Raw genomic sequence first — 24,500 nt, forward strand, 5'->3', positions numbered from 1 at the left:
CATGATGTGCTCCTGTCAATTTGCTTGCAGCACGTGGGGTGCTGCGACAGGGTCAAATGTAGACGTGGGCTGCGCGCGGATAAACCGGCGAATGGTGAAATGAATTGTCGCGAAAGCGGAACAATCGCTGTGCAGGGGCGCGTTTGCCTTGCTGGGCGGGGCTCAGCGCGGATCGGGCGGGCAGGTGCAAGGCCGGAGTCCGCGCTGAACTGACTTGAGTGAATCCACTAAACCGCGCTTCTCAAGCCGTTTTTAAGGGCGCTTTAAACCGTTTTGACCCGCGCCCTGATCGCGCGTTACCGCTTTAAGCCACCCACTCGTTCATCACCGGCGTATTGAGCGACGGCGCCGATTCACGCTCCTCGAAGGTGCGCTTCGAACACGGCGTGTCGAGCGTGCAGCGGCCGCTCAACAGCGGGCAACGCTCGAACAGCTCGGCAATCCAGTCCACGAACACGCGCACTTTCGGCGACAGATGCCGGCTATGCGGATAGACCGCGGAAATCGGCATGGGCATCGGCTTCAACTCGGGCAGCACTTCCACCAGCTGGCCCGATTGCAGATGCGGCAGCACCATGAAAAGCGGCGGCTGGATCAGGCCAAAGCCCTCAAGGCCGCAGGTCACGTAGGCATCCGCGTCGTTGACCGACACCACGCCCTTCATCTTGACCTCGACCTCCTTGCCGTCCACCTTGAACATCCAGTCCATGATGCGGCCCGTGCGGCTCGAAAAATAATTCACCGCCTTGTGGTTCTCGAGATCTTCGAGCGAATGCGGATTGCCGAAGCGCTGCAGATAACTGGGCGCCGCGCACGTGACGCCTTCGAAAATGCCGATACGGCGCGCCACCAGCGACGAATCCTGCAATTCGCCCACCCGCACCACGCAGTCCACACCCTCCTGCAAGAGATCGACCGGCCGGTCGGACAAACCGAGTTGCAGGTCGATATCCGGGTAGCGCGTGTGGAATTCACACAGAGAAGGGATCACCAGCAGGCGACCAATCGAGCCCGGCATGTCGATGCGCAGCTTGCCGTGCGGCTTCTTGTTGCCGCTCTGGAAGCTCGCTTCGGTCTCTTCGACGTCCGCGAGAATGCGCACGCAACGCTCGTAATACGCCGCGCCATCCGGCGTGAGCGACAGACGGCGCGTCGTGCGATGCATGAGACGGGTGCCGAGAAACGACTCCAGATTCTGAATGATGGTGGTGACCGAAGCCCGCGGCAGATCGAGCGTTTCCGCGGCCCGCGTGAAGCTGTTGGTGTCGACGACACGTGTGAACACCTGCATGGCCTGTAGACGGTCCATGACTAACCTCCATTAAGGGGCTGGCGGTCCGCGATATCCATTGAACAACGATCGAATCGAAGCGCACGGCGCGTGGCGCCGGGCGTGCCCACTGACCAGGGGGACGGATTCGATTGTTTGGGCGGACCGAATTGTGTTGCCGGATTATAGGCATTTATTTAGGAATCTGCCGAACCCACAATTCGCACCATCGATTTCTATGCGCATTGCGCCGTTCGACATGGATCCATTCAAACCGCCGTACTCCTTTGTGCCGCCTGGCGTTGCCCGGGTGGATGACGATCGTTCACTCGATATTACCGACGTGACGATCGAGGGGCACGCGCAGGAGATTGGTTTGCGTCTCTACCGTCAGGCAGGCAAAAGCGCGCTGCCGGTGCTGATGTATTTCCACGGCGGCGGCTACGTGCGCGGCTCCATTGACGAGGCCGACTTCGCCGCGCGTTATTTCGCCGAGCATCTGCCGGCGCTGGTGGTGTCGGTGGGTTACTCGCTCGCACCGAAGTTTCCGTTTCCCGCGGCGCCCGAAGACGCGCACCGCGCGGCGCTGTGGGTGCAGACGCGGGGCCGCGCATTCGGCGGCAACACGAAGCACATCGGGGTGGCGGGCCATGACGCGGGCGGTCAACTGGCGAACTGCCTCGCCTTTATTGCACGTGATCGCGGCGATGTCCGCATCAGTGCGCAGGCCCTGTTTGGACCGATGCTGGATCCGAGTTTGACGCGCCTTGGCGACGAGGCGCGCCTTGGGTCCGACATCACCGCGAAGGAATGCGCCGCGTGTTATCGCGCGTATCTGCCGAAAGCCTCGCAACGCATGCACCCGTACGCGGCGCCGCTCGAATCGATGCGCCTTGCCGGTTTGCCGGCCACGCTGATCGCCACCGCGCAGAACGACGTGCTGCACGTGGAGGCCGAGAAATATGCCAGCAATCTGATCGATGCCGGTGTGCTGACCCAGGTGGTGCGTTTTCCGAGCGTCTCGCACGCGGAACTCGCCGACCATCCGGCCGCGCTGCAGGAAGCCGTACGTTTTTTCCAGTGGCGTTTCGATGCGCGCGCCCACCGCTGAACCCCAATTAATTCAATCAATAACCAACACAGCCGGGAGTCACTTCATGTCTATCTTGTCCGTATCGCGTCCTCGTGTGGCGCTAGCTGTTCTAAGCGTTGTCGTGATAGCCGGGCTCGGCACTTTCGGCGCGATCCGCGTCGACGCGAGCTCGCCTGCCCACGCCGCGCCGACCATCGTGCCGGAAGTCGATGTGGCTGCGGTGATCGACAAAACCATCACTGACTGGCAGACCTACTCGGGCCGTCTCGAAGCCGTCGAGAAGGTGCAGGTGCGTCCCCAGGTGTCCGGCACGATCGTCTCGGTGAACTTCAAGGACGGCGCGCTCGTGAAGAAAGGCGACACGCTGTTCGTGATCGATCCGCGTCCGTATCAGGCGGAAGTGGACCGCGCGGCCGCGCAACTGGCCGCTGCGCAGGCGCAGGCCGGTTATACGCAAAGCGACTGGGAGCGCGCGCAACGCCTGATTGGCGATAACGCCATCGCCAAACGCGACTACGACGAAAAGCAGAACGCTGCGCGCAGCGCGAGCGCCAACGTCAAGGCCGCGCAGGCCGCGCTCGAAACCGCGCAGATCAATCTGGGCTACACGAAGGTGGTGGCGCCCGTGTCGGGCCGCATGTCGCGCGCGGAGATCACGGTGGGTAACGTGGTGTCGGCGGGGGCCGGTGCGCCGCCGCTGACCACGCTTGTGTCCGTGTCGCCGATCTACGCATCGTTCGACGCCGATGAACAAACCTACCTGCAGTACATCGGCCGCGAGAAGGACGGCAACAAGGTGCCGGTGCAACTCGGTCTCGCGGATGAGACGGGTTATTCGCGCACAGGTGTGATCGATTCGGTGGACAACCAGCTGGATACCTCGTCCGGCACGATCCGCGTGCGGGCCCGCTTCGACAACGCAGACGGCACGCTGATTCCAGGCCTCTACGCCCGTATCAAGGTGAGCGGCAGTGCCCCGCACGCAGCGCTGCTGATCGACGACGCAGCGGTTGGCACGGATCAGGACAAGAAGTTCGTGTTCGTGGTCGACAAGAGCGATCAGGTCACGTATCGCGAAGTGCAGCTCGGCGCGATGCAGGGCAATCTGCGCGTGGTCAAGTCGGGTCTGCAAAGCGGCGAACGCATCGTCGTCAACGGTACGCAACGTGTGCGTCCGGGCGAAACCGTGCGCGCCCACGCCGTGCCGATGGATGGCAATGCCGATCCGGACAGCGCTTCGGTTGCAGAGACGCAAGGACACGCCAAGTCGCAAAAGAGCTCGTGAGCGTAGGCGTTTTATCGCTTCTTGCTTTGCGCTGTACTGTGGTGCTACACATTTAAGAGCCTCTCATGAACATATCCAGATTCTTCATCGACCGGCCGATCTTCGCGGGCGTGCTATCGGTCCTGATCCTGCTCGCGGGCGTCATTTCGCTCTTCAAGCTGCCGATCTCCGAGTACCCCGAAGTGGTGCCGCCGTCGGTGGTGGTGCACGCGCAGTATCCGGGCGCCAATCCGAAGGTCATCGCCGAAGCCGTGGCTTCGCCGCTCGAAGAGCAGATCAACGGCGTGGAAAACATGCTGTATATGCAGTCGCAGGCAAATAGCGACGGCAATCTGACGCTCACGGTCACCTTCAAGCTCGGCACCAATCCGGATCTCGCCACACAGCTGGTGCAGAACCGCGTGAACCAGGCGCTGCCGCGTTTGCCGGAAGACGTGCAACGGCTCGGCGTGACGACCATCAAGAGTTCGCCGACGCTGACGATGGTGGTGCACCTGATCTCGCCGAACAACCAGTACGACATGACGTATCTGCGCAACTACGCAGTGCTCAACGTCAAGGACCGGCTGGAACGGATTCAGGGCGTGGGTGAAGTGCAGTTGTGGGGTTCGGGTGACTACGCGATGCGCGTGTGGCTCGATCCGCAAAAAGTCGCGCAGCGCGGCCTGACCGCTACGGATGTCGTCAACGCGATTCGCGAGCAGAACATTCAGGTGGCCGCGGGTCAGATTGGTTCGTCGCCCTCGGTGCCGGGTACGCAGTTGCAGTTGTCGGTGAATGCGCGCGGTCGTCTGCAAACCACCGGCGAGTTCGGCGATATCGTCGTCAAGACGGCACCGGATGGTGGTGTGACGTATCTGCGTGACATCGCACGCGTCGAACTGGCTGCGTCGGAATATGGCCTGCGTTCGCTGCTCGACAACAAGTCGGCGGTGGCGCTCGCCATCAACCAGGCGCCAGGCGCGAACTCGCTCGCCATTTCCGATCAGGTGCGCGAGGAGATGAAGGAACTGAAAGAGGACATGCCAGCTGGCGTGGACTACAAGATCGTCTATGACCCGACCCAGTTCGTGCGTTCGAGTATCGAAGCGGTGATTCACACGCTGCTCGAAGCCATCGCGCTGGTCGTGATCGTGGTGATCGTGTTCCTGCAAACGTGGCGTGCGTCGATCATTCCGTTGATCGCCGTACCGGTGTCGATTGTCGGCACGTTCTCCCTGTTGCTGGCGTTTGGCTTCTCTATCAATGCGCTGTCGCTGTTCGGCATGGTGCTGGCCATCGGGATCGTGGTGGACGATGCGATCGTGGTGGTGGAGAACGTGGAGCGCAACATCGAAAGCGGCTTGAGTGCGCGTGATGCGACGTATAAGGCCATGCAGGAAGTGAGCGGGCCGATTATCGCCATTGCGCTCACGCTGGTGGCCGTGTTCGTGCCGCTCGCTTTCATGACGGGCCTCACGGGTCAGTTCTACAAGCAGTTTGCGATGACCATCGCGATCTCGACGGTGATCTCGGCATTCAACTCGCTCACGTTGTCGCCGGCGCTTTCGGCCATGCTGCTGCGCAGTCACGGCGAGAAGCCGGACTTCCTCACGCGTGTGATGAACCGTCTGCTGGGCCGCTTTTTCACGGGCTTCAACAAGGTGTTTCAGCGCGGTTCGAACGGTTATGGTCGTGGCGTCAAGGGCGTGCTGCGCCGTAAGGGCGGCATGCTGGCTATCTACGCCATTCTGCTCGGCGCCACCGTCATGATTACGCACGTGGTGCCGGGCGGCTTCGTGCCGGCGCAGGACAAGGAGTATCTGATCGCGTTTGCGCAGTTGCCTAACGGGGCCTCGCTCGACCGCACGGAAAACGTGATTCGCGACATGAGCGCGATTGCGCTGAAGCAGCCGGGCGTGGAAAGCGCGGTGGCGTTCCCGGGTCTCTCGGTGAACGGCTTCACCAATAGTTCGAGCGCGGGCATCGTGTTCGTCACGCTCAAGCCATTCAAGGAGCGTGGTGACAAGGCACTCTCGGCCGGCGCGATTGCCGGCGCGCTGAACCAGCAGTACAGCGCGATCAAGGATTCGTTCGTGGCCGTGTTCCCACCGCCGCCAGTATTGGGCCTGGGCACACTCGGCGGCTTCAAGATGCAGCTGGAGGATCACGGTGCGCTGGGTTACGCCGAGCTGAACAAGGCTACGGAGGCGTTCATCAAGAAGGCCGCTACCACGCCTGAACTGGGACCGACGTTCTCCAGCTATCAGATCAACGTGCCGCAACTGAACGTGGATCTGGACCGTGTGAAGGCGAAGCAGCTCGGCGTGCCGGTGACGGATGTATTCGACACCATGCAGATCTATCTGGGCTCGCTGTACGTGAACGACTTCAACCGCTTTGGCCGGGTCTATCAGGTGCGGGTGCAGGCCGATGCGCCGTTCCGTCAACACGCGGACGACATCCTGCAACTGAAGACGCGTAACACGGCGGGTGACATGGTGCCGTTGTCGTCACTCGTGACGGTGACGCCGACCTATGGTCCGGAAATGGTGGTGCGCTACAACGGCTACACGGCTGCGGACATCAACGGTGGCCCGGCTCCGGGTTATTCGTCGGGTCAGGCACAGGCCGCAGCGGAACGTGTCGCGGCGGAAACCTTGCCGCGTGGTGTGAAGCTCGAATGGACCGACCTCACGTATCAACAGATCATTGCCGGCAATGCGGGCATGTGGGTGTTCCCGATCAGCGTGCTGCTGGTGTTCCTCGTGCTGGCGGCGCTGTATGAAAGCCTGACCTTGCCGCTCGCGGTGATCCTGATCGTGCCGATGAGTCTGCTGTCGGCCCTCACGGGTGTGTGGCTCACGCACGGCGACAACAACATCTTCACGCAGATCGGCTTGATGGTGCTGGTGGGGCTGGCGTCGAAGAACGCGATCCTGATCGTCGAGTTCGCCCGCGAACTCGAACACGACGGACACTCGCCGCTGTCGGCCGCCATCGAGGCGAGCCGCATGCGTCTGCGTCCGATCCTGATGACGTCGATCGCTTTCATCATGGGCGTGGTGCCGCTGGTGCTGTCGAGCGGCGCGGGTTCGGAGATGCGTCATGCGATGGGTATCGCGGTGTTCTTCGGCATGCTCGGCGTGACGCTGTTCGGGCTGATGCTGACGCCTGTGTTCTATGTCGTGCTGCGTACGCTTGCCGGCGGCAAGATTCACGTGGCGCAGAAAGATTCGCCGCACTACGCGCTGCCGGCCACCGACGCCTAAGGAGAAAAGCAATGCAACGGTTTGAATCAATACGCGGGTGGGGCCGCGTGGCAGCGAGCGGTTTGCTGCTGGCGCTGCTCGCGGCGTGCTCGGTCGAGCCGACCTACAAGCGTCCCGACGTCGACACGCCCGCTGCCTTCAAGGAAGCGCCCACGAAGGATGCAACCATCGCGCCGCAGGATGCGGGCACGTGGAAGCCGGCGCAGCCTGCCGACGACGCGCTGCGTGGTCAATGGTGGACGGTCTTCAACGACCCGGCGCTCAACGATCTGGAACAGCAGGCTGCCGCGGCCAACCAGGACTTGAAGGCGGCTGCGGCACGCGTCGAGCAATCGCGCGCCCTGCAGCAGTCGGCACGCTCGGACTGGTTCCCGAAGCTGGATGCGGGCTTTGGACCGACGCGTGAGACGCTGTCGTCGGCGTCGCAATTCCTGCCGCAAAGCAACGGGCCGGAAACCACGACGTTGTGGCGCGCGCAAGGCACGGTGTCGTACGAAACGGATCTGTTTGGCCGGGTGGGTTCGAACGTCAACGCGGCAACGGCAGATGCTCAGCAGAGCGAAGCGTTGTTCCGTTCCGTGCAACTCGCCTTGCAGGCGGACGTGGCGCAAAACTATTTCCAGTTGCGCGAACTCGATACGGATCAGGACCTGTACCGCCAGACCGTGAGCCTGCGTGAGGACACACTCAAGCTGATCCAGCGACGCTTCAACGAAGGCGATATCAGCGAACTGGATCTGGCGCAGGCCCGCAACGAACTGGCGAGCGCGCGTGCGGATGCGGTAGGGGTAGCGCGGCAACGCGCGGCCTCCGAGCACAGCCTGGCGATTCTGCTGGGCAAGCCGCCGGCGGATTTCTCGTTCCCCGAGACGCCGCTCGCGCCGGTCGTGACGCGTGTGCCGGCCGGTTTGCCGTCCACGCTGCTGGAACGGCGCCCCGACATCGCGGCGGCCGAGCGGGCGATGGCGGCGGCCAACGCGCGCGTGGGGCTGGCGAAGTCGGCGTTCTTCCCGAAGCTCGATATCACGGGCGCGTTCGGGTATGAGTCGGCGACGCTGGGCGATCTCTTCATGTGGTCGAGCCGCACCTTCCTGCTCGGACCGTTCGCGGGCACGGCGCTCACGCTGCCGCTCTTCGACGGTGGACGTCGCAAGGCGAATCTGGCGCAGGCACGCGGCAAGTATGACGAAGACGTCGCGCAGTATCGTCAGCAGGTGCTGGTGGCGTTCAAGGAAGTGGAGGACAACCTCGCCGATCTGCGTCTGCTCGATGCCCAGATCCAGGCCCAGAACGATGCGGTGAATGCTTCGCAACGTGCTTCGCATCTGTCGCAGACGCAGTATCAGGAAGGGCAGGTGAGCTATCTGGATGTGATCGACAGCCAGCGCCAGGTGTTGCAGTCGCAATTACAGGCGAGCCATTTGACCGGCACGCAGGCGGTTTCGACGGTCAATCTGATCCGTGCGCTGGGCGGTGGCTGGGGCGATGCACCGGCTACGGCCGTGGGTTCCAACGCGGACCCGAAACCCGCGCCGCAACAGGTAGCAAAGCAGTAAGCCGTTTCTTCAAAGACGCCGCTATGTGATCCATAGCGGCGTCGTCACATCCCGCCTCTTTGCGCTGCATATCGCTTTGCGCACTTTCCTTCCAAAAAACGCTTCGTAGACCGCGCTATCTCGCGCCGCTATGATGATCCGCGCCTTACCCGGTGCGAACCCGCCGCCGGAACTTCCCCCTGAACCAGACGTACCCACGCGCACCCGCTTACCCGAAGCGCCGCACCCCGTGCAGCGCAGTTGGGTTAGCATGAAGCGTTGCTGACGAGCGTCGCTCATCGGAGATTGCATGAACGAACCGGGCCGCCTGGCTTCCTTGAATCCGCAAACGCCGGTTGGATCAGGGCTTCACCCTGACGATCTGACTCGTCTGCTCGACGCGTTGCGCGCCACCGCAGCGCAGCGTGATCGCGACGGCGGGCACGCTGCCGAGGAAAAGCAGTGGATCGCCGACGCGGGTCTGCTGACGATTGCCGTGCCGCGAGAGTTTGGCGGCGCGGGTACGCCGTGGCCGGTGGTCTATCAAACGATTCGCGCAATCGCCCGTGTGGATAGCGCCCTGGCGCATCTGCTCGGCTTTCAGTGTCTTCAGGTGGTGAGCGTCGACGTGTGGGGTAACCAGGCCCAACGCGAGCGTTATCTACGTGGCACCGTGGAGCAGCGCTGGTGGTGGGGCAATGCCGTGAATCCACTCGACACCCGCTTGATCGCCACCGCCACGTCCGATGGCGGCTTTCGTCTGAACGGTCAGAAGGGTTTTTGCTCGGGCACGCGCGGCTCGCAGATGATGACGGTGTCGGCGCACGATCCGCAAACCGGCAAGCCGATATTCGCAGTGGTGCCGACCACGCGCGAAGGCATCACGGTCAATGAAGACTGGAATCCGATTGGTCAGCGGCAGACGGATAGCGGCAGTGTGTCATTTGCGGATGTGCGCGTCGACGCGGACGAAGTGCTGCACCGTTCGGAGACACCGCCCACGCCGCACGCCACCTTGCGCACGCTGGTGTCGCAACTGGTGTTGACGAACCTGTTCGTCGGCATTGCCGAGGGTGCGCTCGAAGAAGCCCGCGGTTACGTGACACAGCACGGCCGGCCGTGGATCAGTTCTGGCGTAGAGAAAGCGACGGACGACCCCTATCTGATCCAGCGTTTTGGCGAGATGCGTCTGCAGACGGTTAGCGCGGAGGCCTTGGCCGAGCGCGCGGCTCAGGCGTTGGACAGCGCGTGGAACGAGGGCACCGCGCTTTCCGCCGAAACACGCGCGCAGGTTGCGCTGGCCACCTCCGAGGCGAGGATTCTCGCCCATCGCGCGGCGCTGGAAGTGAGCGAGAACCTGTTCGACGCCTGCGGCGCGCGTGCCACTCATGCGCCGCTCGCGCTGGACCGGTTCTGGCGCAACGCCCGCGTGCATACGCTGCATGATCCTCTCGACTACCGCGTGCGCGACGTGGGCCGCTACGCGCTAACCGGGACATTGCCGGAAGTTTCTTTGTACACTTGAGGCCGATCGCGGCGCGCCTCTTCGGTGTCGCCGCTTCGTCCACCTCGAGAGGTCACCGGCTTGCCCTTCAAACTGCCCACCACGGCGACCGCGCCGTTCTGTCCGTCCGAGGTTCAAGGGACCGTCGCGGTTCCGCCCACCGCGCCGCTGTGGAAGAAGATCCTGCAATTCGCCGGCCCCGGTCTGCTGATTTCCATTGGCTATATGGACCCGGGCAACTGGGCCACGGATATCGAAGCGGGTTCGCGTTACGGCTACAGCCTGCTGTTCGTGGTGGTGCTGTCGAGCCTCGCGGCGATGGCGTTGCAGTGTCTGAGCATGCGGCTCGGTATCGCGACCGGTCAGGATCTCGCGAAACTGTCGCGCGCGCGTTACTCGCCGGCGGTGGCGTGGGTGCAATGGATCCTCGCCGAGATATCGATCGTCGCGTGCGATCTGGCCGAAGTGCTGGGCGGTGCGCTGGCGTTTCATCTGCTGTTCAAATGCTCGCTGACCACCGGCGTGATTCTCACCGCTTTCGATACGCTGATCGTGCTCGGGCTGAAGGGCAAGAATTTCCGCGATCTCGAAGCGATCATTCTCGGCCTGATCGCCACCATTGGCCTCGGCTATGTCGTGCAACTGGTGTTGGTGCATCCGCATTGGCCAGCGGTGGCGGCGGGGCTCGTGCCGTCGTGGCAGGCCCTCAGCACGCGAGAGCCGCTCTATCTGGCCATCGGCATCCTCGGCGCGACCGTCATGCCGCACAACCTGTATCTGCATTCGTCCATCGTGCAAACGCGCGCCGTGAAGCGCGATGTGCGCAGTATCGCCTCGGCCATCAACCTGTCGCGCCTCGATACGATCGTCTCGCTGATCCTCGCGCTGCTGATCAACGCGGCGATCCTGATTCTCGCTTCCGCTGCCTTCAACGCGACCGGGCATAACCAGGTCACCGAAATCGAGGACGCTTACCGTCTGCTGGCGCCGATCGTCGGCACCGGTTTCGCGGCCGTGCTGTTTGCCATCACATTGCTGGCGTCGGGGCAAAGCTCCACGTTCACGGGGACCGTGGCCGGCCAGGTCATCATGGACGGCTTTCTGAACCTCAAGATTCCGTGCTGGCAGCGTCGTTTCATCACGCGCGCGCTGGCGCTGATCCCGGCCTTGATCGGCGTGCGGACGCTCGGCAACGACGCGGTGGGCGAACTGCTGGTGGCAAGCCAGGTGGTGTTGAGCCTGCAATTGCCGTTTGCGCTGTATCCGCTCATCCGTATGACGAACGACCGCTCGCTGATGGGCGAATTCGTCAATCGACTGCCGACGCGTCTGCTCTCATGGGGATTGTTCGTCGTGATCACCGCGGCCAACCTGTGGCTGGTGGTGCAGACGGTGTGGGGCGGGTGAGGGTGAAGCGGGTTTGAGAATGGGCTGAGCCTGGCTGACCGGACACAGTCAGACAGGCTTCGGAGACAGACTTCGGATTTAGCTGTTGCTCGAGCTCAGGCGGCTTCGGCGATCTGGGTGGCGTCGAGCGCTTCCTGCGCCTCTTGTGCTTCCAGACGCGCTGCGGCAGCGGCCTTCTTGGTCTTGCCGGCGCGCGACGGCGGCTGGCAGGCGCCACATACCACGTTGTGCTGCAAATCGTGCTTGTGCGCGACGAATTTGCCGCTGCAACGGCAGCACGGCGTCAGTTGCAGGATATCGGCGTCGAAGAAGCGCACCAGCGTCCACGCCCGCGTCAGATCCAGTACGGGTTCCGTGTTGCTATGCTGGCAATGCTCCAGATACAGCCGGTAACCCTTGGTGAGGGCGTCCAGATGCGAGCAGCGCGCTTCCTTCTTCAGGAACAGGTACGTGTTGTAGAACAGCGAGGCGTGGATGTTGGCCAGCCACGTCATATACCAGTCCGCCGAAAACGGCAGCATGCCCTTGGGTGGCGAGACACCCTTTACTTCGCGATACAGGCGGATCATGCGGTCGCGCGAAAGCGTCAATTCGCTTTCGAGGACCTGCATGCGTGCGCCGAGTTCGATCAGCGCGATCGCGCGGAAAACTTCCTGCGCGTCTTCAGTCAGGCTGCGCTTGAGCATCGCGTTCCCCGATTAAGCGAACTGCTCGGCTGGCTGGCCTGCCAGCAGGATAGCCGCGTGCGTCGGCGCTACTTCTGCATGCTTTGACGTCTGCGTCAGCGCCGACAACATCGTGTGGCTATTGAAGCGGAAAAAGCAGAGAAGCTGGTCGGAAGAGGCCAGCTTCACGATCTGGGCAAGCGACAGCCCAGACAGCAAGTCAGCCAGTTCCGACGACAAGCCCAACCGGAACATCCCGATGGCTTTGTCCTCGCGCAACATACGTTGTGCGAGCATGATGTAAGACAAATTGATCTCGCGGATCGATTCCCGCGTCTCGCTGCTACGGTCCATTTGTGTGTTTTCCGAAGCCCCGAATTGCTAATGTCGGCTATTTTTTTGCCGTTATGCTCTTTTACCCTCGCCGGCCTCGTAATCTCCGACGCTCGGTCACTTCTACCTGCTGGTCCTGACTTCTTGATACAGGGTGTTACATCTCGTAACACCTTGGAAGCAATTGTATGAACAGGAATTCAGGAAAGCAATACCATCTCAAAAAAATATCTCACAAAAATACAACATTTTTCGGTAAGTTTTTCACGGCACTGTAATACGCCCAAACCTGTTCGGATGAATCTGTTTTCGGTCCCGGCCAATAGCCGCAATCCCTTGCGGGGTGGGGGATCCAGAAATGGGCTGAAGAAACACGTGTTTCTAGGTGAATACGCTGATGCAGCAGAAAAAAGACAAAACGCGCCGGAAAACCTTTTAAGACTGGGTAAAAAATACTGATTTCTTCACCTGGTTTGGGGGCCGCATCTATCTGTAACAAGTTGCTGCAAGCGCAGTTACAAACTTGCTGCCAGTTGTAACGGGTCAGGCGGGAAACGGTTGACTCAGACAAATGATGATAAAGAGGGGCTCGATGCCGGATATGTAACCGTCATGCCGGGCGTCTCGCCCCGCCGCGCGTAACAAATTGCGCGATCTGCCTGACACATGCCGGCTGACTCCGGAAACGATTTGACAACCGCACACCGGATGGCCGTTGTGGGAGGAGTGGCGGGGCGCTGCTTGCGCGGCGTCCGCGCGCTGGATGGCTTAACCCGCGGACGTTTCCGCGTAAGCCCGTAACGCCGCCGCGGTTTGCGGATCGGCCGGGAAGAAGGCTTCGATGGCCAGTTCCGATAGCGTGACATCCACCGGCGTACCGAACACGGTGGTCGTGCTGAAGAACGACAACTCGCCCAATGGCGTGCGCAGACGCAGCGGCACGGCGATCTGATTCGAGGCGCTGTGGCCGTCTTCCTGCCCGGTCGGCACGGCGGGTGGCGCGGCGGGTGGCGCCGGGTAGGCGGCGAGTTCGTCACGCAGGGAGGCGAGGGTATCGTCGGCGCTGACCTCGATCTGCCTTTGCAGCCGCGCCAGCACATGCGCGCGCCACGCGTGCCAGTTGAGGATGGACGACGCCATGCCGTCGGGATGCAGACTCAAACGCAACGCGTTGACGGGCGGCGCAAGCAGCGCGGCGCACGCCGTGCTCACCAGCGGCGCAAGGGCGCGATTGGCGGCCACGATGGTCCAGTGGCGATCCACCGCCAAAGCCGGATACGGCTCGTGACCTTTCAGCACCAGTTCCACTGCCTCGCGTGCCGCCGCAAGTTGCGGATCGCTCAAGGGCCGCTCGCGAAAGAGCGGCGCATACCCGGCCGCGACCAGCAACAGGTTGCGTGCCCGTAGCGGCACGTCCAGACGCTCGGCCAGGTGCATCACCATCTCGCGGCTCGGCAGCGCGCGGCCCGATTCGACAAAGCTCAGATGGCGCGTGGAGATGTCGGCTTCGGTCGCGAGCAGTAACTGGCTCATGCGACGCCGCTGGCGCCAGTCGCGCAGCAGTTCGCCAACGCTGCGGCTCGCTGCTGATGCGGGCGCGGGGGACGCGGGCGAGTCGGACGAGCCGGGCGCCCCGGAGGGAGAGAGTGTGCTCATGCTGAGGATCATAGCCAAAGCACGCTGCTTATCCATTACCTCCCGCGTAATCGACGCACGGCTTCACATCGACGAACCTTCACTCTGAGCCCGCCACTCACGCCGTTGTTTGCCGTGCGTTGCGCGCTCCCAAGCCTCGGGCCGCCTGCCCGCTATTGAAGGAGTCTGTGATGAATCCGCATACCGATTTGATCGACCGCTACTTCGCCGCCTGGAATGAAACGGATGCGGTGAGCCGCCGCGAGCTGATTGCCGCAACCTGGAACACGCATGCCGCGTATCTCGATCCCCTGCTGTCAGGAGATGGCCATGCCGGCATCGACGCCATGATTCGCGCCGTCCACGAACGCTTTCCGCGCCACACGTTTCGCCGCATCAGCGAGGTGGACGGCTTCGCGAACCGCTTGCGTTTTTCGTGGGAGCTGACGACGCCGGAGGGCACTTCGGTGATCAAGGGTTCGGATTTCGGCGTGGTCGATAGCAACGGACGGCTGCAATCAGTGACGGGTTTTCTGGATGCGAGCCCTGGCGCCGCGTGAGGCCGCAGCCCCGATCTTTAGCAGAAGGTTTAGCAGAAGGAGAACACCATGAACGAGCCCCATGCCGCCGCGCGCGTGGTGCTGATGCGGCTGGCGCGCCTGCTGGCCGCGCTCGACGCAGTGTCCACCGGGATTGCCGGCTTTGCCTTGCTTGCCGGCGCACGTGCCTTCACCTTTACCGCGCTGCTCGCATGGCGCGAGCCGGTGCTGGGCGGCGCGGGGCTCGTATTGCTGGGACTGATCGGCTGGCTGCGCTGGTGCTGGCGTAGACGCGTACCGTGCCTTGCCGGACGTCTATAGCATCCAGCCGTCAGTCCCGCGTACTTACATCGGCGGCGCGACGCCGTCTTTTTCGACCACCACGCGTTGCGCTTCGAAGCTGCCCTGCGCGGCCGGCGTGGCCACCACGAACACCTTCTTGCCTGCGGTCAGATCGGTGCGGGCCGCCGGGATAAACGTCACGATGGGCACGTTGGGCGGTACCGTCACGACGTTGTTGCCACCCTTGTACGACAGCTTCAGATCACGGCCGCTGGTGCCTTGCACGACGGTGTCCACGTTTGCATTGGTCATCGAGCTGTTCGGGCCGAGATCCCATGCATAGTGACCTTCGCCCGTGCCGCGCGCGCTTTCGGGGAACACCACGACTTCGGTGGCGGTCAGCTTGCCGTCGGTGCCGGTCGTGGCAGCGGTGCCGATGAACGAGCCCGGCTTGATGTCTGCGAGCTGGATCGACTTGACGGCGGAGACGCCCACCGTCGATTTGACGTCGACCGTCACCGTGTCGCCGCTGCGGCGATGCACGGTGAGCGTGTCACCGTTCAGCGAGACGATGTCGCCGCGGATACGCGTGGGTTTAACGGCGGGCGTCTGCGCGAGCGCGGCGCCGGCGAAGGCGAGCGTGGCCAGCGTGACGCCGAGTTTCAGGCGAATAGACATAAATGCTCCATGAAATAAGGGCTAAACGAAACAACAACCTGCAGAAAACAGAACGCGAAAACCGGTTGCGAGAGGACTCAATGAAACGTTTTATTTAATCAGGATGGCGAACCAAGCCACCCTCAAGGACCGCGCTCACGAACCGCCGAACCAGTTGTAGCCCTGGTTCTCCCAGTAGCCACCGGGAAACGTGTTGGTCACGCTAATGGCAACGATGTGCTTCGGATTCTTGTAGCCGAGCTTGGTGGGCATGCGCAGCTTCATCGGGAAGCCGTATTTGGGCGGCAACACCTGGCCGTCGTAGGTCAGCGTCAAAAGTGTCTGCGCATGCAGGGCCGTGGGCATGTCGATGCTGGTCCAGTAGTTGTCCGCGCAGTGCAGCGACACATACTTCGCGGTGGTATCGGCGCCGGCGCGTTTGAGGAAGTCGGAGAAGCGCACGCCGCCCCAGTGGCCGATCGCGCTCCAGCCTTCGATGCAGATGTGCCGGGTGATCTGGTCTTCCTGCGGCAGCGCGCGCAGTTCGTCGAGCGTCCACACGCGTTTGCCTTGCGCGAGGCCGCTGACCTGCAGGCGGTAGCTGCCGGCATCCACTTCCGGCACTTCGTCGATGTCGTAGAACGCATTGAACGGAAACGGCCGCGTGATCATCGATTCCGGATATGTCGGCGCCATCCGCTTTGGATCGAACAGCAGCGCCTGCATGTCGTCGTTGAAGTACGACATCTTGCGCAGCATCGTATTCACCGACTTGTCGTTGCTCAGATCGCAACCGGACAACAGCGCGAGGCCGCCGAGCGAAAGAATGCGTTTGCCGAGCAGGCGCCGCGCGGGGTCTTTCAGTTCGCGCTGGGCGTCCTTGATGATGGAAGAGGCGTGAGCGGTCAGCAGCGTGTCCTGCCTGCGGTTGGGTTTGAACAGACTCATGGCTATCGTCCGCGAATCATCAGAAGGAGCGAGCGCGGCACGAGTGCAACCATCACCACATGCACGACGAAGAACGCCACCAGTACGCTCATGGCTACGAAATGCACGACGCGCGCATTGTCGTAACCGCCCATCAAGGTGCGCAGCAGCGGAAACTGCACCGACTTCCAGACGGCAAGTCCGGACAGCACGAGCAGCACGATATCGGCGATCACCACCAGGTAAGCCAGTTTCTGAATCGCGTTGTAATGCGATAGATCGCCATGTGAAAGCTTGCCACGCACGGTGGCCACGATGTCGTTCACGAGCGATTTCGGAGTCAGCGGCAGCAGCTTGCGCGTAAAGCGCCCTGAGGCGAAATTGAGCGCAAGATAGACGAGGAAGTTGCCAACCAGCAGCCACATCACCGCGAAATGCCAGAGCAGTGCGCCGCCCAGCCAGCCGCCCAGCGTGATGGCGGGCGCAAAGGTCAGGGCCGGAAAGATGGGTGACGCGTCATAGACCTGCCACCCGCTCATCACCATGAGCACGACGGCGAGCGCGTTGATCCAGTGCGTAATGCGGACCCAGATGGGTTGAATGGTGACGTGACTCACAGCGGTCCCGTTGATGGAAGTGTCATGGAGGGCAGCCTTGTATTCGCGGCAATACCGGCATGAACAGCGTTATGGGACCTGTTATTCCATAGACGGAGAAAGATTTTTTCCAGCCTGTGTGGTGACACCGCTTCCCGTTGGCGAAGGCTGATTGCGTCAGTGAAAATCCCAATGGTCAAGGCGACGTTTGCCTAGCGGTGAGCGTTTCCGACTTATCACCCTTCTGCGATATAAGGAAATGATCGTAACGACACTTGTTACGATCCTATCAATCGCGGTAGGATGGTTGCGAATAAACCACCAGCCGTTGTTGTGCAACGCACAAAGTCACGGACGTCTTATGCCTGAAGCTCCTTCGTTATCTTCATCGGTCATCGCGCTGCGGCGCTCCGTGGCCGTTCATCCTGAACGCAACCCTGGCGTGCCGTTCGACGCCTCGTGGCTCGATGGCCTGCGTGTCAACCAGTCGGCGGTCGAGCGACGAACCGCAACGCTCGGTACGCGGCGTTCGGTCAAGAAAGACGCCCAGGCAGCATGGCTGCTTAAAGCGGTGACCTGCATCGACCTCACCACGCTGAACGGCGACGACACCGAGGGCCGCGTGCGGCGTCTCTGTGCCAAAGCGCGTCAGCCGGTGCGCGCCGACATCCTGAGTGCGCTCGGCATTGCGCCGAACTCCATCACCACGGGCGCGGTGTGCGTGTATCACCGCTTCGTAGGTGCGGCGGTGGATGCGCTGCAAGGCAGCGGCATTCCGGTCGCGGCAGTCTCCACCGGTTTTCCGGCTGGCCTGATTCCGCATCCGCTGAAGCTCAAGGAAATCGAGGCGTCGGTGGCTGACGGCGCGCAGGAAATCGACATCGTCGTGACCCGCGAGTACGTGCTGACCGGCAACTGGCAGGCGCTCTATGACGAGGTGCGCGACTTCCGCGCGGCCTGCGGTCCGGCGCATCTGAAAGCCATTCTGGCCACCGGCGATATCCGCACGCTCTCGAACGTGGCGCGTGCGTCGATGGTCTGCATGATGGCTGGCGCCGACTTCATCAAGACCTCCACCGGCAAGGAAGGCGTGAACGCCACGCTCGACGTTTCGCTGGTCATGGTGCGGATGATGCGCGAGTACCACGAACGCACCGGCATCCTGATCGGCTTCAAGCCGGCCGGCGGTGTGTCCACGGCGAAGTCCGTGCTGAACTATCAGATCCTGATGAAAGAAGAGCTGGGCCGCGCCTGGCTCGAACCCGAACTGTTCCGCATTGGCGCGTCGAGCCTGTTGGCCGACATCGAACGCCAGCTCGAACATTACGTTAGCGGCCGTTACTCCGCTTTCAACCGTCACCCCGTTGCCTGAGCAGATCGATCCCATGAGCGTAGCCGAATATTTTTCTTCGATGGAGTACGGTCCCGCACCGGAGGACGATCAGCCCGCCCGCGCGTGGTTGGCGCAGCACGATGCGCGCTTCGGGCATTTCATCAATGGCGCGTGGCGCGAACCGGCTTCGGGCGAGCACTTCGAGTCGCGCGAACCCGCTACGGGTGAACTGCTCGCGCAGGTCGCCCAGGGTGACACGGCGGATATCGACGCCGCCGTCGCCGCCGCACGCGCGGCCCAGCCGGGTTGGCTGGCGCTGGGCGGAGCAGGCCGGGCGCGTCACCTGTACGCACTGGCGCGCATGGTGCAGCGGCACAGCCGGCTGTTCGCGGTGCTGGAAGCGCTCGACAACGGCAAGCCGATCCGCGAGACGCGTGATCTCGACATCCCGCTGGTGGCGCGTCACTTCCTGCATCACGCGGGTTGGGCGCAATTGCAGGAAAGCGAATTCGCCGATTACGCGCCGCTTGGCGTCGTCGGTCAGATCGTGCCGTGGAATTTCCCGTTGTTGATGCTGGCGTGGAAGATCGCCCCGGCCATCGCCACCGGCAATTGCATCGTATTGAAGCCCGCTGAATACACGCCGCTCACTGCCTTGCTGTTCGCTGAACTCGCGCACCGTGCCGGCTTGCCGGCGGGTGTGATCAATGTCGTGACCGGCGATGGCCGTACGGGCGCCGCGCTGGTCGAACATCCCGACGTCAACAAGCTGGCGTTCACCGGCTCGACCGAAGTGGGCCGGCAGATTCGTTCGGTTACCGCGGGCACCGGCAAATCGCTGACGCTCGAACTCGGCGGCAAGTCGCCCTTCATCGTGTTCGACGACGCGGATCTGGACAGCGCTGTGGAAGGCGTCGTGGACGCCATCTGGTTCAACCAGGGGCAGGTGTGCTGCGCCGGTTCGCGTCTGCTGGTGCAGGAAGGCGTGGAAGCGCGCTTCATCGAAAAGCTCAAGCGCCGCATGGAGTCGCTGCGCGTGGGCCCGTCGCTCGACAAGAGCATTGATATGGGCGCGATCGTCGATCCGGTGCAACTCGAGCGTATCCAGTCGCTGGTGGAAGCGGGGCGTATCGAAGGCTGCGCGGTGTATCAGGCCGAAGGTGCCGACACGTCGCTGCCCACGCGAGGCTGTTTTTACCCGCCCACGCTGATCACGGGCGTGGCCCCTGCTTCGACGCTCGCGCAGGAAGAAATCTTCGGACCGGTGCTGGTGACGATGAGCTTTCGTACCCCTGACGAAGCAATTGCGCTCGCCAACAACACGCGTTACGGCCTCGCCGCGAGCGTGTGGAGCGAGACTATCGGGCGCGCGCTCGACATCGCACCGCGTCTGGCGTGCGGCGTCGTGTGGGTCAATGCGACCAATCTGTTCGATGCGGGTGTCGGTTTTGGCGGCTACCGCGAATCCGGTTATGGCCGCGAAGGCGGCCGCGAGGGCATCTACGAATATCTGAAGCCGCGCGCCTGGCTTAAGCTCACCGAGCGGCCCAGGGATGCAGCAACGCGCAATCATGGTGCAGACCGCGATGCGGGGTTCGCCGACGCGTTCGCCAACATCACCCCGATCGACCGCACCGCGAAGCTCTTCATCGGCGGCAAGCAGGCCCGTCCCGATGGCGGCAATTCGCTGACGGTGTATAACCCGGCCGGCGAGATGGTCGGCGAAGTGGGCGCGGGCAATCGCAAGGACATTCGTAATGCGGTCGAGGCGGCGCGGGGAGCGGCGAAGTGGTCCGCGGCCAGCACGCATAACCGCGCTCAGGTATTGTTTTACCTGGCTGAGAATCTGGCAGTACGTGCCGACGAATTTGCACGGCAACTGGTGACGCGTACGGGTGTCGCGGAAGCTGCCGCGCATGCGGAAGTCGAAGCCGCCGTTACGCGCCTCTTCACCTACGGCGCGTGGGCCGACAAGTTCGATGGCGCCGTGCACACGCCGCCGCTGCGCGGCGTTGCGCTGGCCATGAACGAACCGCTCGGTGTGATCGGCATTGCCTGTCCGGATGAAGCGCCGCTGCTGTCCCTCGTGTCGTTGCTCGGACCGGCGCTGGCGATGGGCAACCGTGTAGTCGTGCTGCCGAGCGAGGCTTGCCCGCTGACGGCAACGGATCTGTACCAGGTACTCGAAACTTCGGACGTACCGGGCGGCGTCGTGAATATCGTCACCGGCGAGCGTGCGGCATTGCTGCCGGCGCTCGCGAAACACGACGACGTGGACGCGCTCTGGTGCTTCGGCAGCGCGGCTGATGCGAAGCTGGTGGAAAGCGCGTCGGTCGGCAATCTGAAGCGCACCTTCGTCGATCATGGGCGCCAGTTCGACTGGTTCGACCGTTCGACCGAAGGCCCGCTGTGGCTGCGTCACGCGATGCAGGTGAAGAACATCTGGATTCCTTACGGAGACTGATCGTCCAGAAGCGGACCGGTCGTCAATGATTGAACATGGAGGAGACACCATGCTGAAAAATCTGGACCCGCTGTTGAATGCCGATGTACTGCATGCACTGCGGGCAATGGGCCACGGCGACGAAGTCGTGATCTGCGATGCGAATTTCCCTGGCGACTCCGTGGCGCGTGCCACGGTGCTGGGCAAGCTGCTGCGTCTCGACGTGAACGCTGCACGCGCCGTGCGTGCCGTGCTGTCGGTGCTGCCGCTGGACAGCTTTGTCGAGTCGCCGGCCTCGCGCATGGAAGTGGTCGGCGAGCCGAACACGATTCCCGCCGTGCAGCGCGAAGCGCAGCAAGAAGTGAATGCCGCGGAAGGGCGCGAGGTGCCGTTCGCGTCGATCGAACGGTTCGCGTTCTATGAGCGCGCGAAAAAAGCCTACTGCGTGATCGCCACCAGCGAAGAACGCGGATACGGCTGCTTTGTCTTCACGAAGGGTGTGCTGCTTGCGCCAGACGCCCCCGCTGCCACGGAGCGCCGCGAATGAGCACGTTGTCTCAACAGGCCGGGCAAGTAGTGATTCTCGGCATCTATGTCACCGACCTGACGTTCCGCGCGGAACGCATGCCGCTGATCGGCGAAACCATCGCCGGTTCGGCCTTCGCAATGGGGCCGGGCGGCAAGGGTTCGAATCAGGCTGTCGCGGCCGCGCGAGCCGGCGCCAAGGTGGTGTTCTGCACGCGCATTGGCAACGACGCGTTTGGCTCGATTGCGCGCTCCACCTGGGCCGCTGAAGGCATCACGGCGCGCGCCACCACCGTGGATGGCGTCTCGACCGGCGCCGCGCATATCTTCGTCGACGAAACCAACGGCAAGAACGCGATCATCGTCGCATCGGGCGCAGCGGGCACCATGAACGCGGGCGACGTGGATGCGATCGAAGCGGATATCCGCGCCGCGAAAGTCTTCGTCACGCAACTGGAGCAGCCGCTCGCCGCGGCGCGGCGTGGCCTCGAAGTGGCGCGCCGCCACGGTGTGACGACGGTGTTCAACCCCGCGCCCGCCGTGCCGCTCGAAGACGATATTTTCCCGCTGTGCGACTACATCACGCCGAACGAAACGGAAGCCACGACGCTGACGGGCGTGCCGATCCAGTCGGTGGACGACGCACGCCGCGCCGCCGACGTGCTGCTCGCCAAAGGCGTGGGCACCGTGATCGTCACGCTGGGTGAGGCAGGCGCGTTGCTGCATTCGGCGTCGCAATCGGTGCTGGTGCCGGCGTTCCAGTGCGGACGCGTGGTGGAAACGGCGGGTGCCGGCGATGGCTTTACGGGTGGCTTCGCGGCCGCGCTCGCACGCGGCGCCGATCCAGTGGACGCCATGCGCTTCGGTTGCGCGCTGGCGGGCATCTCCGTGACGCGTCCGGGCACGGCGCCCTCCATGCCGACCCTCGCCGAAGTGAACGAAGTGTTGCGGCAGGCGGGTCAACCAGTGTCAGCCAGATAGCCGGCTAATTAGTCACAGCGTATCAAGCGGTGCAATAAGGAGTTCGTCCTTACCATGAAGTCTTCGTTTGCTCCTGGAAAAATGTTTGGCGACCGGCAGCTCAACTTCCTGCTGATCGTCAACGTGCTGGTCGTGCTGGTGGCGACCTGGCTGTCGCACGGCCAGTTCGTGGATATCGACAACCTGCAGTCGATGGGCAGCCAGTTGCCCGAACTGGGGCTGCTCGCGCTCGGCATCATGCTGTCGATGATCTCGGGCAATGGCGGTATCGACCTGTCCGGCGTCGGCCTCGCCAATCTGTCGGGCATGGTCGCCGCGCTGCTGATGCCCAAGCTCATCAGCGCCGACGCATCGCCGCTCGCCTACACCGCGCTCTTCTGCGTGATCGTCGTGGTGATGGGCCTGCTCGGTGGCCTGCTGAACGGCGTGGTCATCGCCAAGCTGCGGCTCACGCCGATTCTCTGTACGCTCGGCACGCAGTTGCTGTTCACCGGTATCGCGGTGGTGCTGAGCAACGGCGCTTCGGTGCCGGTGGAATACGTCGATCAGCTTTCGGATATCGGCAACGGCACCTGGCTGCAGATTCCCATTTCCTTCGTCGTGTTCATTGCCGCCATTGTCGTGCTCGGGTGGCTCCTCAAACGCAGTCCGTTCGGCATGCGTCTGTATCTGATGGGCACCAATCCGAAGGCCGCGTTTTACGCCGGCATTCCGCGCGCCCGCATGCTGATCGTCACGTACACGATGTGCGGCGTGCTCGCTTCGCTCGCTGGTCTCATCAGCGCCACGCATACGTCCAGCGCGAAATGGGACTACGGTAACTCGTATCTGCTGATCGCGATCCTGATTGCGGTGATGGGCGGCGTCAATCCGGCCGGTGGCCGTGGCCGCATCATCTCGGTGTTTTTCGCAGCAACGGTGCTGCAATTTCTCGCGAGTCTGTTCAATCTGATGGGCGTGTCGCAGTTTTTTGGCGACTGCGCGTTTGGCTTTTTGCTGTTGCTGTCGCTGGCGTTTGCAGGCGGCGAGCGTATCAGCGCGATCTTCGGCTTCAAGCCGCGCGTCGATTCGGCCGTGAAACGTTAGGGTCAGCGAGGAAATCTCACACAGGCAGGTTTGGTACGTAGCGGACGTGGGGCCCTGGATGTCCGCAACCGTGAAGCAGGGCGACATCGAAAGAAAAAAGGAGACTTGGCATGAAACTGAATCGATTGACCGCCGCGCTTGCAGCAGGCGTTCTCACGGTGGGCGTGATGGCCGCGGCCCATGCAGCGAACAACGTGACGATCGTCACGGTGGTGAAGGTGACCGGCATCAACTGGTTCAACCGCATGGACGAAGGCGTGAAGCAGTTCGCCAAGGACAACGCGGGCGTGACGGCCTATCAGACCGGACCGGGCCAGGCCGATGCCGCGCAGCAGTTGAAGATCATCGAAGACCTGATCGCCAAGAAGGTCGATGCGCTGGCCGTGGTGCCGTACGATCCGCCTACGCTCGAACCCGCGCTGAAGAAGGCGATGGACCGCGGCATCAAGGTGGTCACGCATGAAGCGGACAACGAGAAGAACACGATGGTCGACGTCGAAGCGTTCGACAACACCGCCTACGGTGCGAACCTGAACCAGCATCTGGCTTCGTGCATGCACGACGAAGGCAAGTGGGCCGTGCTGGTGGGCTCGCTCGGCAGCCGCTCGCAGGTGCAGTGGGCCGATGGCGGGATCGGCAACGCGAAGGCCAAGTATCCGAAGATGGATCTGGTCGAGCCGAAGCTCGAAACCAACAACGACGGCGAACGTGCCTATGAAGTCGCCAAGGAAGTGCTGCGCAAGCATCCGGACCTGAAGGGCTTCCAGGGTTCGTCGTCGCTCGACGTGATCGGCATTGGGCGCGCGGTTGAAGAAGCCGGCCTGCAAGGCAAGATCTGCGTGTACGGCACGGGTCTGCCGGGTGAAGCGGGCAAGTTCCTCGAAAGCGGTGCTATCAACGGCATTTCGTTCTGGGATCCGAAGCTCGCTGGCATCGCGATGAACAAGATCGCGCTGATGCTGATCCAGGGCAAGACCGTGCATGACGGCGACAACCTCGGCCTGCCGGGCTACGAGAAGGTCACCGTGAGCAAGGGTCCGGGCAAGGGCATCATCGTGCGCGGCCAGGGCTGGGTGGATGTCGACAAGTCGAACTACAAGAACTACTCGTTCTAAGTAGTAGACGTCCCCTCGCGCGGCGCCTGGCGTTGCAC

21 protein-coding genes are annotated in these 24,500 nt (G+C 62.7%); 14 read left to right on the forward strand and 7 right to left on the reverse strand.

Annotated features, from left to right (window positions below; genetic code table 11):
* Window positions 1-304 precede the first annotated feature (304 nt).
* The gene (locus D0B32_RS06740; protein ID WP_117332956.1) at window positions 305-1,309 is read right to left on the reverse strand and encodes a LysR family transcriptional regulator; all 1,005 of its coding nucleotides are present in this window, start codon (window positions 1,307-1,309) and stop codon (window positions 305-307) included.
* A 220-nt stretch (window positions 1,310-1,529) separates the two neighbouring features.
* Here D0B32_RS06740 and D0B32_RS06745 point away from each other — a divergent pair, with 220 nt between their 5' ends.
* The 6 genes from D0B32_RS06745 to D0B32_RS06770 all read left to right on the forward strand — a co-directional run bounded on the left by D0B32_RS06745 (window position 1,530) and on the right by D0B32_RS06770 (window position 11,345).
* Window positions 1,530-2,381, forward strand: a complete 852-nt coding sequence (locus tag D0B32_RS06745) for an alpha/beta hydrolase (protein WP_117333496.1) — start codon at window positions 1,530-1,532, stop codon at window positions 2,379-2,381.
* 46 nt (window positions 2,382-2,427) lie between these two features.
* Window positions 2,428-3,648, forward strand: a complete 1,221-nt coding sequence (locus D0B32_RS06750) for an efflux RND transporter periplasmic adaptor subunit (RefSeq protein WP_117332958.1) — start codon at window positions 2,428-2,430, stop codon at window positions 3,646-3,648.
* A 65-nt stretch (window positions 3,649-3,713) separates the two neighbouring features.
* Window positions 3,714-6,899: an efflux RND transporter permease subunit gene (locus tag D0B32_RS06755; protein ID WP_117332961.1), complete on the forward strand. Its 3,186-nt coding sequence runs from the start codon at window positions 3,714-3,716 to the stop codon at window positions 6,897-6,899.
* A gap of 11 nt (window positions 6,900-6,910) precedes the next feature.
* Window positions 6,911-8,455, forward strand: coding sequence for an efflux transporter outer membrane subunit (locus D0B32_RS06760; RefSeq protein ID WP_117332963.1), 1,545 nt, complete (start codon window positions 6,911-6,913; stop codon window positions 8,453-8,455).
* A 289-nt stretch (window positions 8,456-8,744) separates the two neighbouring features.
* Window positions 8,745-9,959: an acyl-CoA dehydrogenase family protein gene (locus tag D0B32_RS06765; protein ID WP_117332964.1), complete on the forward strand. Its 1,215-nt coding sequence runs from the start codon at window positions 8,745-8,747 to the stop codon at window positions 9,957-9,959.
* A gap of 60 nt (window positions 9,960-10,019) precedes the next feature.
* Complete coding sequence (locus D0B32_RS06770; RefSeq protein ID WP_117332966.1) at window positions 10,020-11,345, forward strand: Nramp family divalent metal transporter; 1,326 nt, start codon at window positions 10,020-10,022, stop codon at window positions 11,343-11,345.
* A 95-nt stretch (window positions 11,346-11,440) separates the two neighbouring features.
* On the opposite strand, the gene flhC is transcribed toward D0B32_RS06770, so the two are convergent.
* The 3 genes from flhC to D0B32_RS06785 form a co-directional block, all read right to left on the reverse strand.
* On the reverse strand, window positions 11,441-12,031 hold the full coding sequence (gene flhC, locus D0B32_RS06775) for a flagellar transcriptional regulator FlhC (protein WP_117332968.1): 591 nt from the start codon (window positions 12,029-12,031) through the stop codon (window positions 11,441-11,443).
* Window positions 12,032-12,043: 12 nt separating this feature from the next.
* Window positions 12,044-12,364 (reverse strand): flagellar transcriptional regulator FlhD, encoded by a 321-nt coding sequence (gene flhD / locus D0B32_RS06780; RefSeq protein WP_117332969.1) that lies wholly within the window; start codon window positions 12,362-12,364, stop codon window positions 12,044-12,046.
* Window positions 12,365-13,111: 747 nt separating this feature from the next.
* Window positions 13,112-14,035 carry a helix-turn-helix domain-containing protein gene (locus tag D0B32_RS06785; RefSeq protein WP_117332971.1) on the reverse strand — a complete coding sequence of 308 codons (924 nt, stop codon included), beginning with the start codon at window positions 14,033-14,035 and terminating at the stop codon, window positions 13,112-13,114.
* Between the two features lie 134 nt (window positions 14,036-14,169).
* Between D0B32_RS06785 and D0B32_RS06790 the strand changes: the two genes are divergently transcribed.
* Window positions 14,170-14,538 (forward strand): nuclear transport factor 2 family protein, encoded by a 369-nt coding sequence (locus tag D0B32_RS06790; RefSeq protein WP_117332973.1) that lies wholly within the window; start codon window positions 14,170-14,172, stop codon window positions 14,536-14,538.
* Between the two features lie 48 nt (window positions 14,539-14,586).
* The gene (locus D0B32_RS06795) at window positions 14,587-14,838 is read left to right on the forward strand and encodes a hypothetical protein (RefSeq protein ID WP_117332975.1); all 252 of its coding nucleotides are present in this window, start codon (window positions 14,587-14,589) and stop codon (window positions 14,836-14,838) included.
* Between the two features lie 24 nt (window positions 14,839-14,862).
* Here D0B32_RS06795 and D0B32_RS06800 read toward each other — a convergent pair whose 3' ends face one another.
* From D0B32_RS06800 to D0B32_RS06810, 3 genes are all read right to left on the reverse strand, one after another.
* Window positions 14,863-15,477, reverse strand: a complete 615-nt coding sequence (locus D0B32_RS06800; RefSeq protein WP_117332977.1) for a hypothetical protein — start codon at window positions 15,475-15,477, stop codon at window positions 14,863-14,865.
* Window positions 15,478-15,612: 135 nt separating this feature from the next.
* The gene (locus tag D0B32_RS06805; protein WP_117332979.1) at window positions 15,613-16,404 is read right to left on the reverse strand and encodes a molybdopterin-dependent oxidoreductase; all 792 of its coding nucleotides are present in this window, start codon (window positions 16,402-16,404) and stop codon (window positions 15,613-15,615) included.
* A gap of 2 nt (window positions 16,405-16,406) precedes the next feature.
* Window positions 16,407-17,000 carry a cytochrome b/b6 domain-containing protein gene (locus tag D0B32_RS06810; RefSeq protein ID WP_117332981.1) on the reverse strand — a complete coding sequence of 198 codons (594 nt, stop codon included), beginning with the start codon at window positions 16,998-17,000 and terminating at the stop codon, window positions 16,407-16,409.
* Window positions 17,001-17,340: 340 nt separating this feature from the next.
* Between D0B32_RS06810 and deoC the strand changes: the two genes are divergently transcribed.
* The 6 genes from deoC to D0B32_RS06840 all read left to right on the forward strand — a co-directional run bounded on the left by deoC (window position 17,341) and on the right by D0B32_RS06840 (window position 24,462).
* Window positions 17,341-18,351 carry a deoxyribose-phosphate aldolase gene (deoC, locus tag D0B32_RS06815; RefSeq protein ID WP_117332983.1) on the forward strand — a complete coding sequence of 337 codons (1,011 nt, stop codon included), beginning with the start codon at window positions 17,341-17,343 and terminating at the stop codon, window positions 18,349-18,351.
* A gap of 13 nt (window positions 18,352-18,364) precedes the next feature.
* Window positions 18,365-20,776 carry an aldehyde dehydrogenase family protein gene (locus D0B32_RS06820; protein ID WP_117332985.1) on the forward strand — a complete coding sequence of 804 codons (2,412 nt, stop codon included), beginning with the start codon at window positions 18,365-18,367 and terminating at the stop codon, window positions 20,774-20,776.
* Between the two features lie 49 nt (window positions 20,777-20,825).
* Window positions 20,826-21,302, forward strand: a complete 477-nt coding sequence (locus tag D0B32_RS06825; RefSeq protein WP_117332987.1) for an RbsD/FucU family protein — start codon at window positions 20,826-20,828, stop codon at window positions 21,300-21,302.
* A complete protein-coding gene (gene rbsK / locus D0B32_RS06830) occupies window positions 21,299-22,261 on the forward strand; it encodes a ribokinase (RefSeq protein WP_117332989.1) in 963 nt (320 codons plus the stop codon). The genes D0B32_RS06825 and rbsK overlap by 4 nt, the downstream gene beginning before the upstream one ends.
* A gap of 54 nt (window positions 22,262-22,315) precedes the next feature.
* Window positions 22,316-23,347, forward strand: a complete 1,032-nt coding sequence (locus D0B32_RS06835; RefSeq protein ID WP_117332991.1) for an ABC transporter permease — start codon at window positions 22,316-22,318, stop codon at window positions 23,345-23,347.
* A gap of 110 nt (window positions 23,348-23,457) precedes the next feature.
* Window positions 23,458-24,462, forward strand: coding sequence for an autoinducer 2 ABC transporter substrate-binding protein (locus D0B32_RS06840; RefSeq protein WP_117332993.1), 1,005 nt, complete (start codon window positions 23,458-23,460; stop codon window positions 24,460-24,462).
* Window positions 24,463-24,500 lie beyond the last annotated feature (38 nt).

It is taken from the genome of Paraburkholderia sp. DHOC27, assembly GCF_003429005.1.
Classification (GTDB): domain Bacteria; phylum Pseudomonadota; class Gammaproteobacteria; order Burkholderiales; family Burkholderiaceae; genus Paraburkholderia.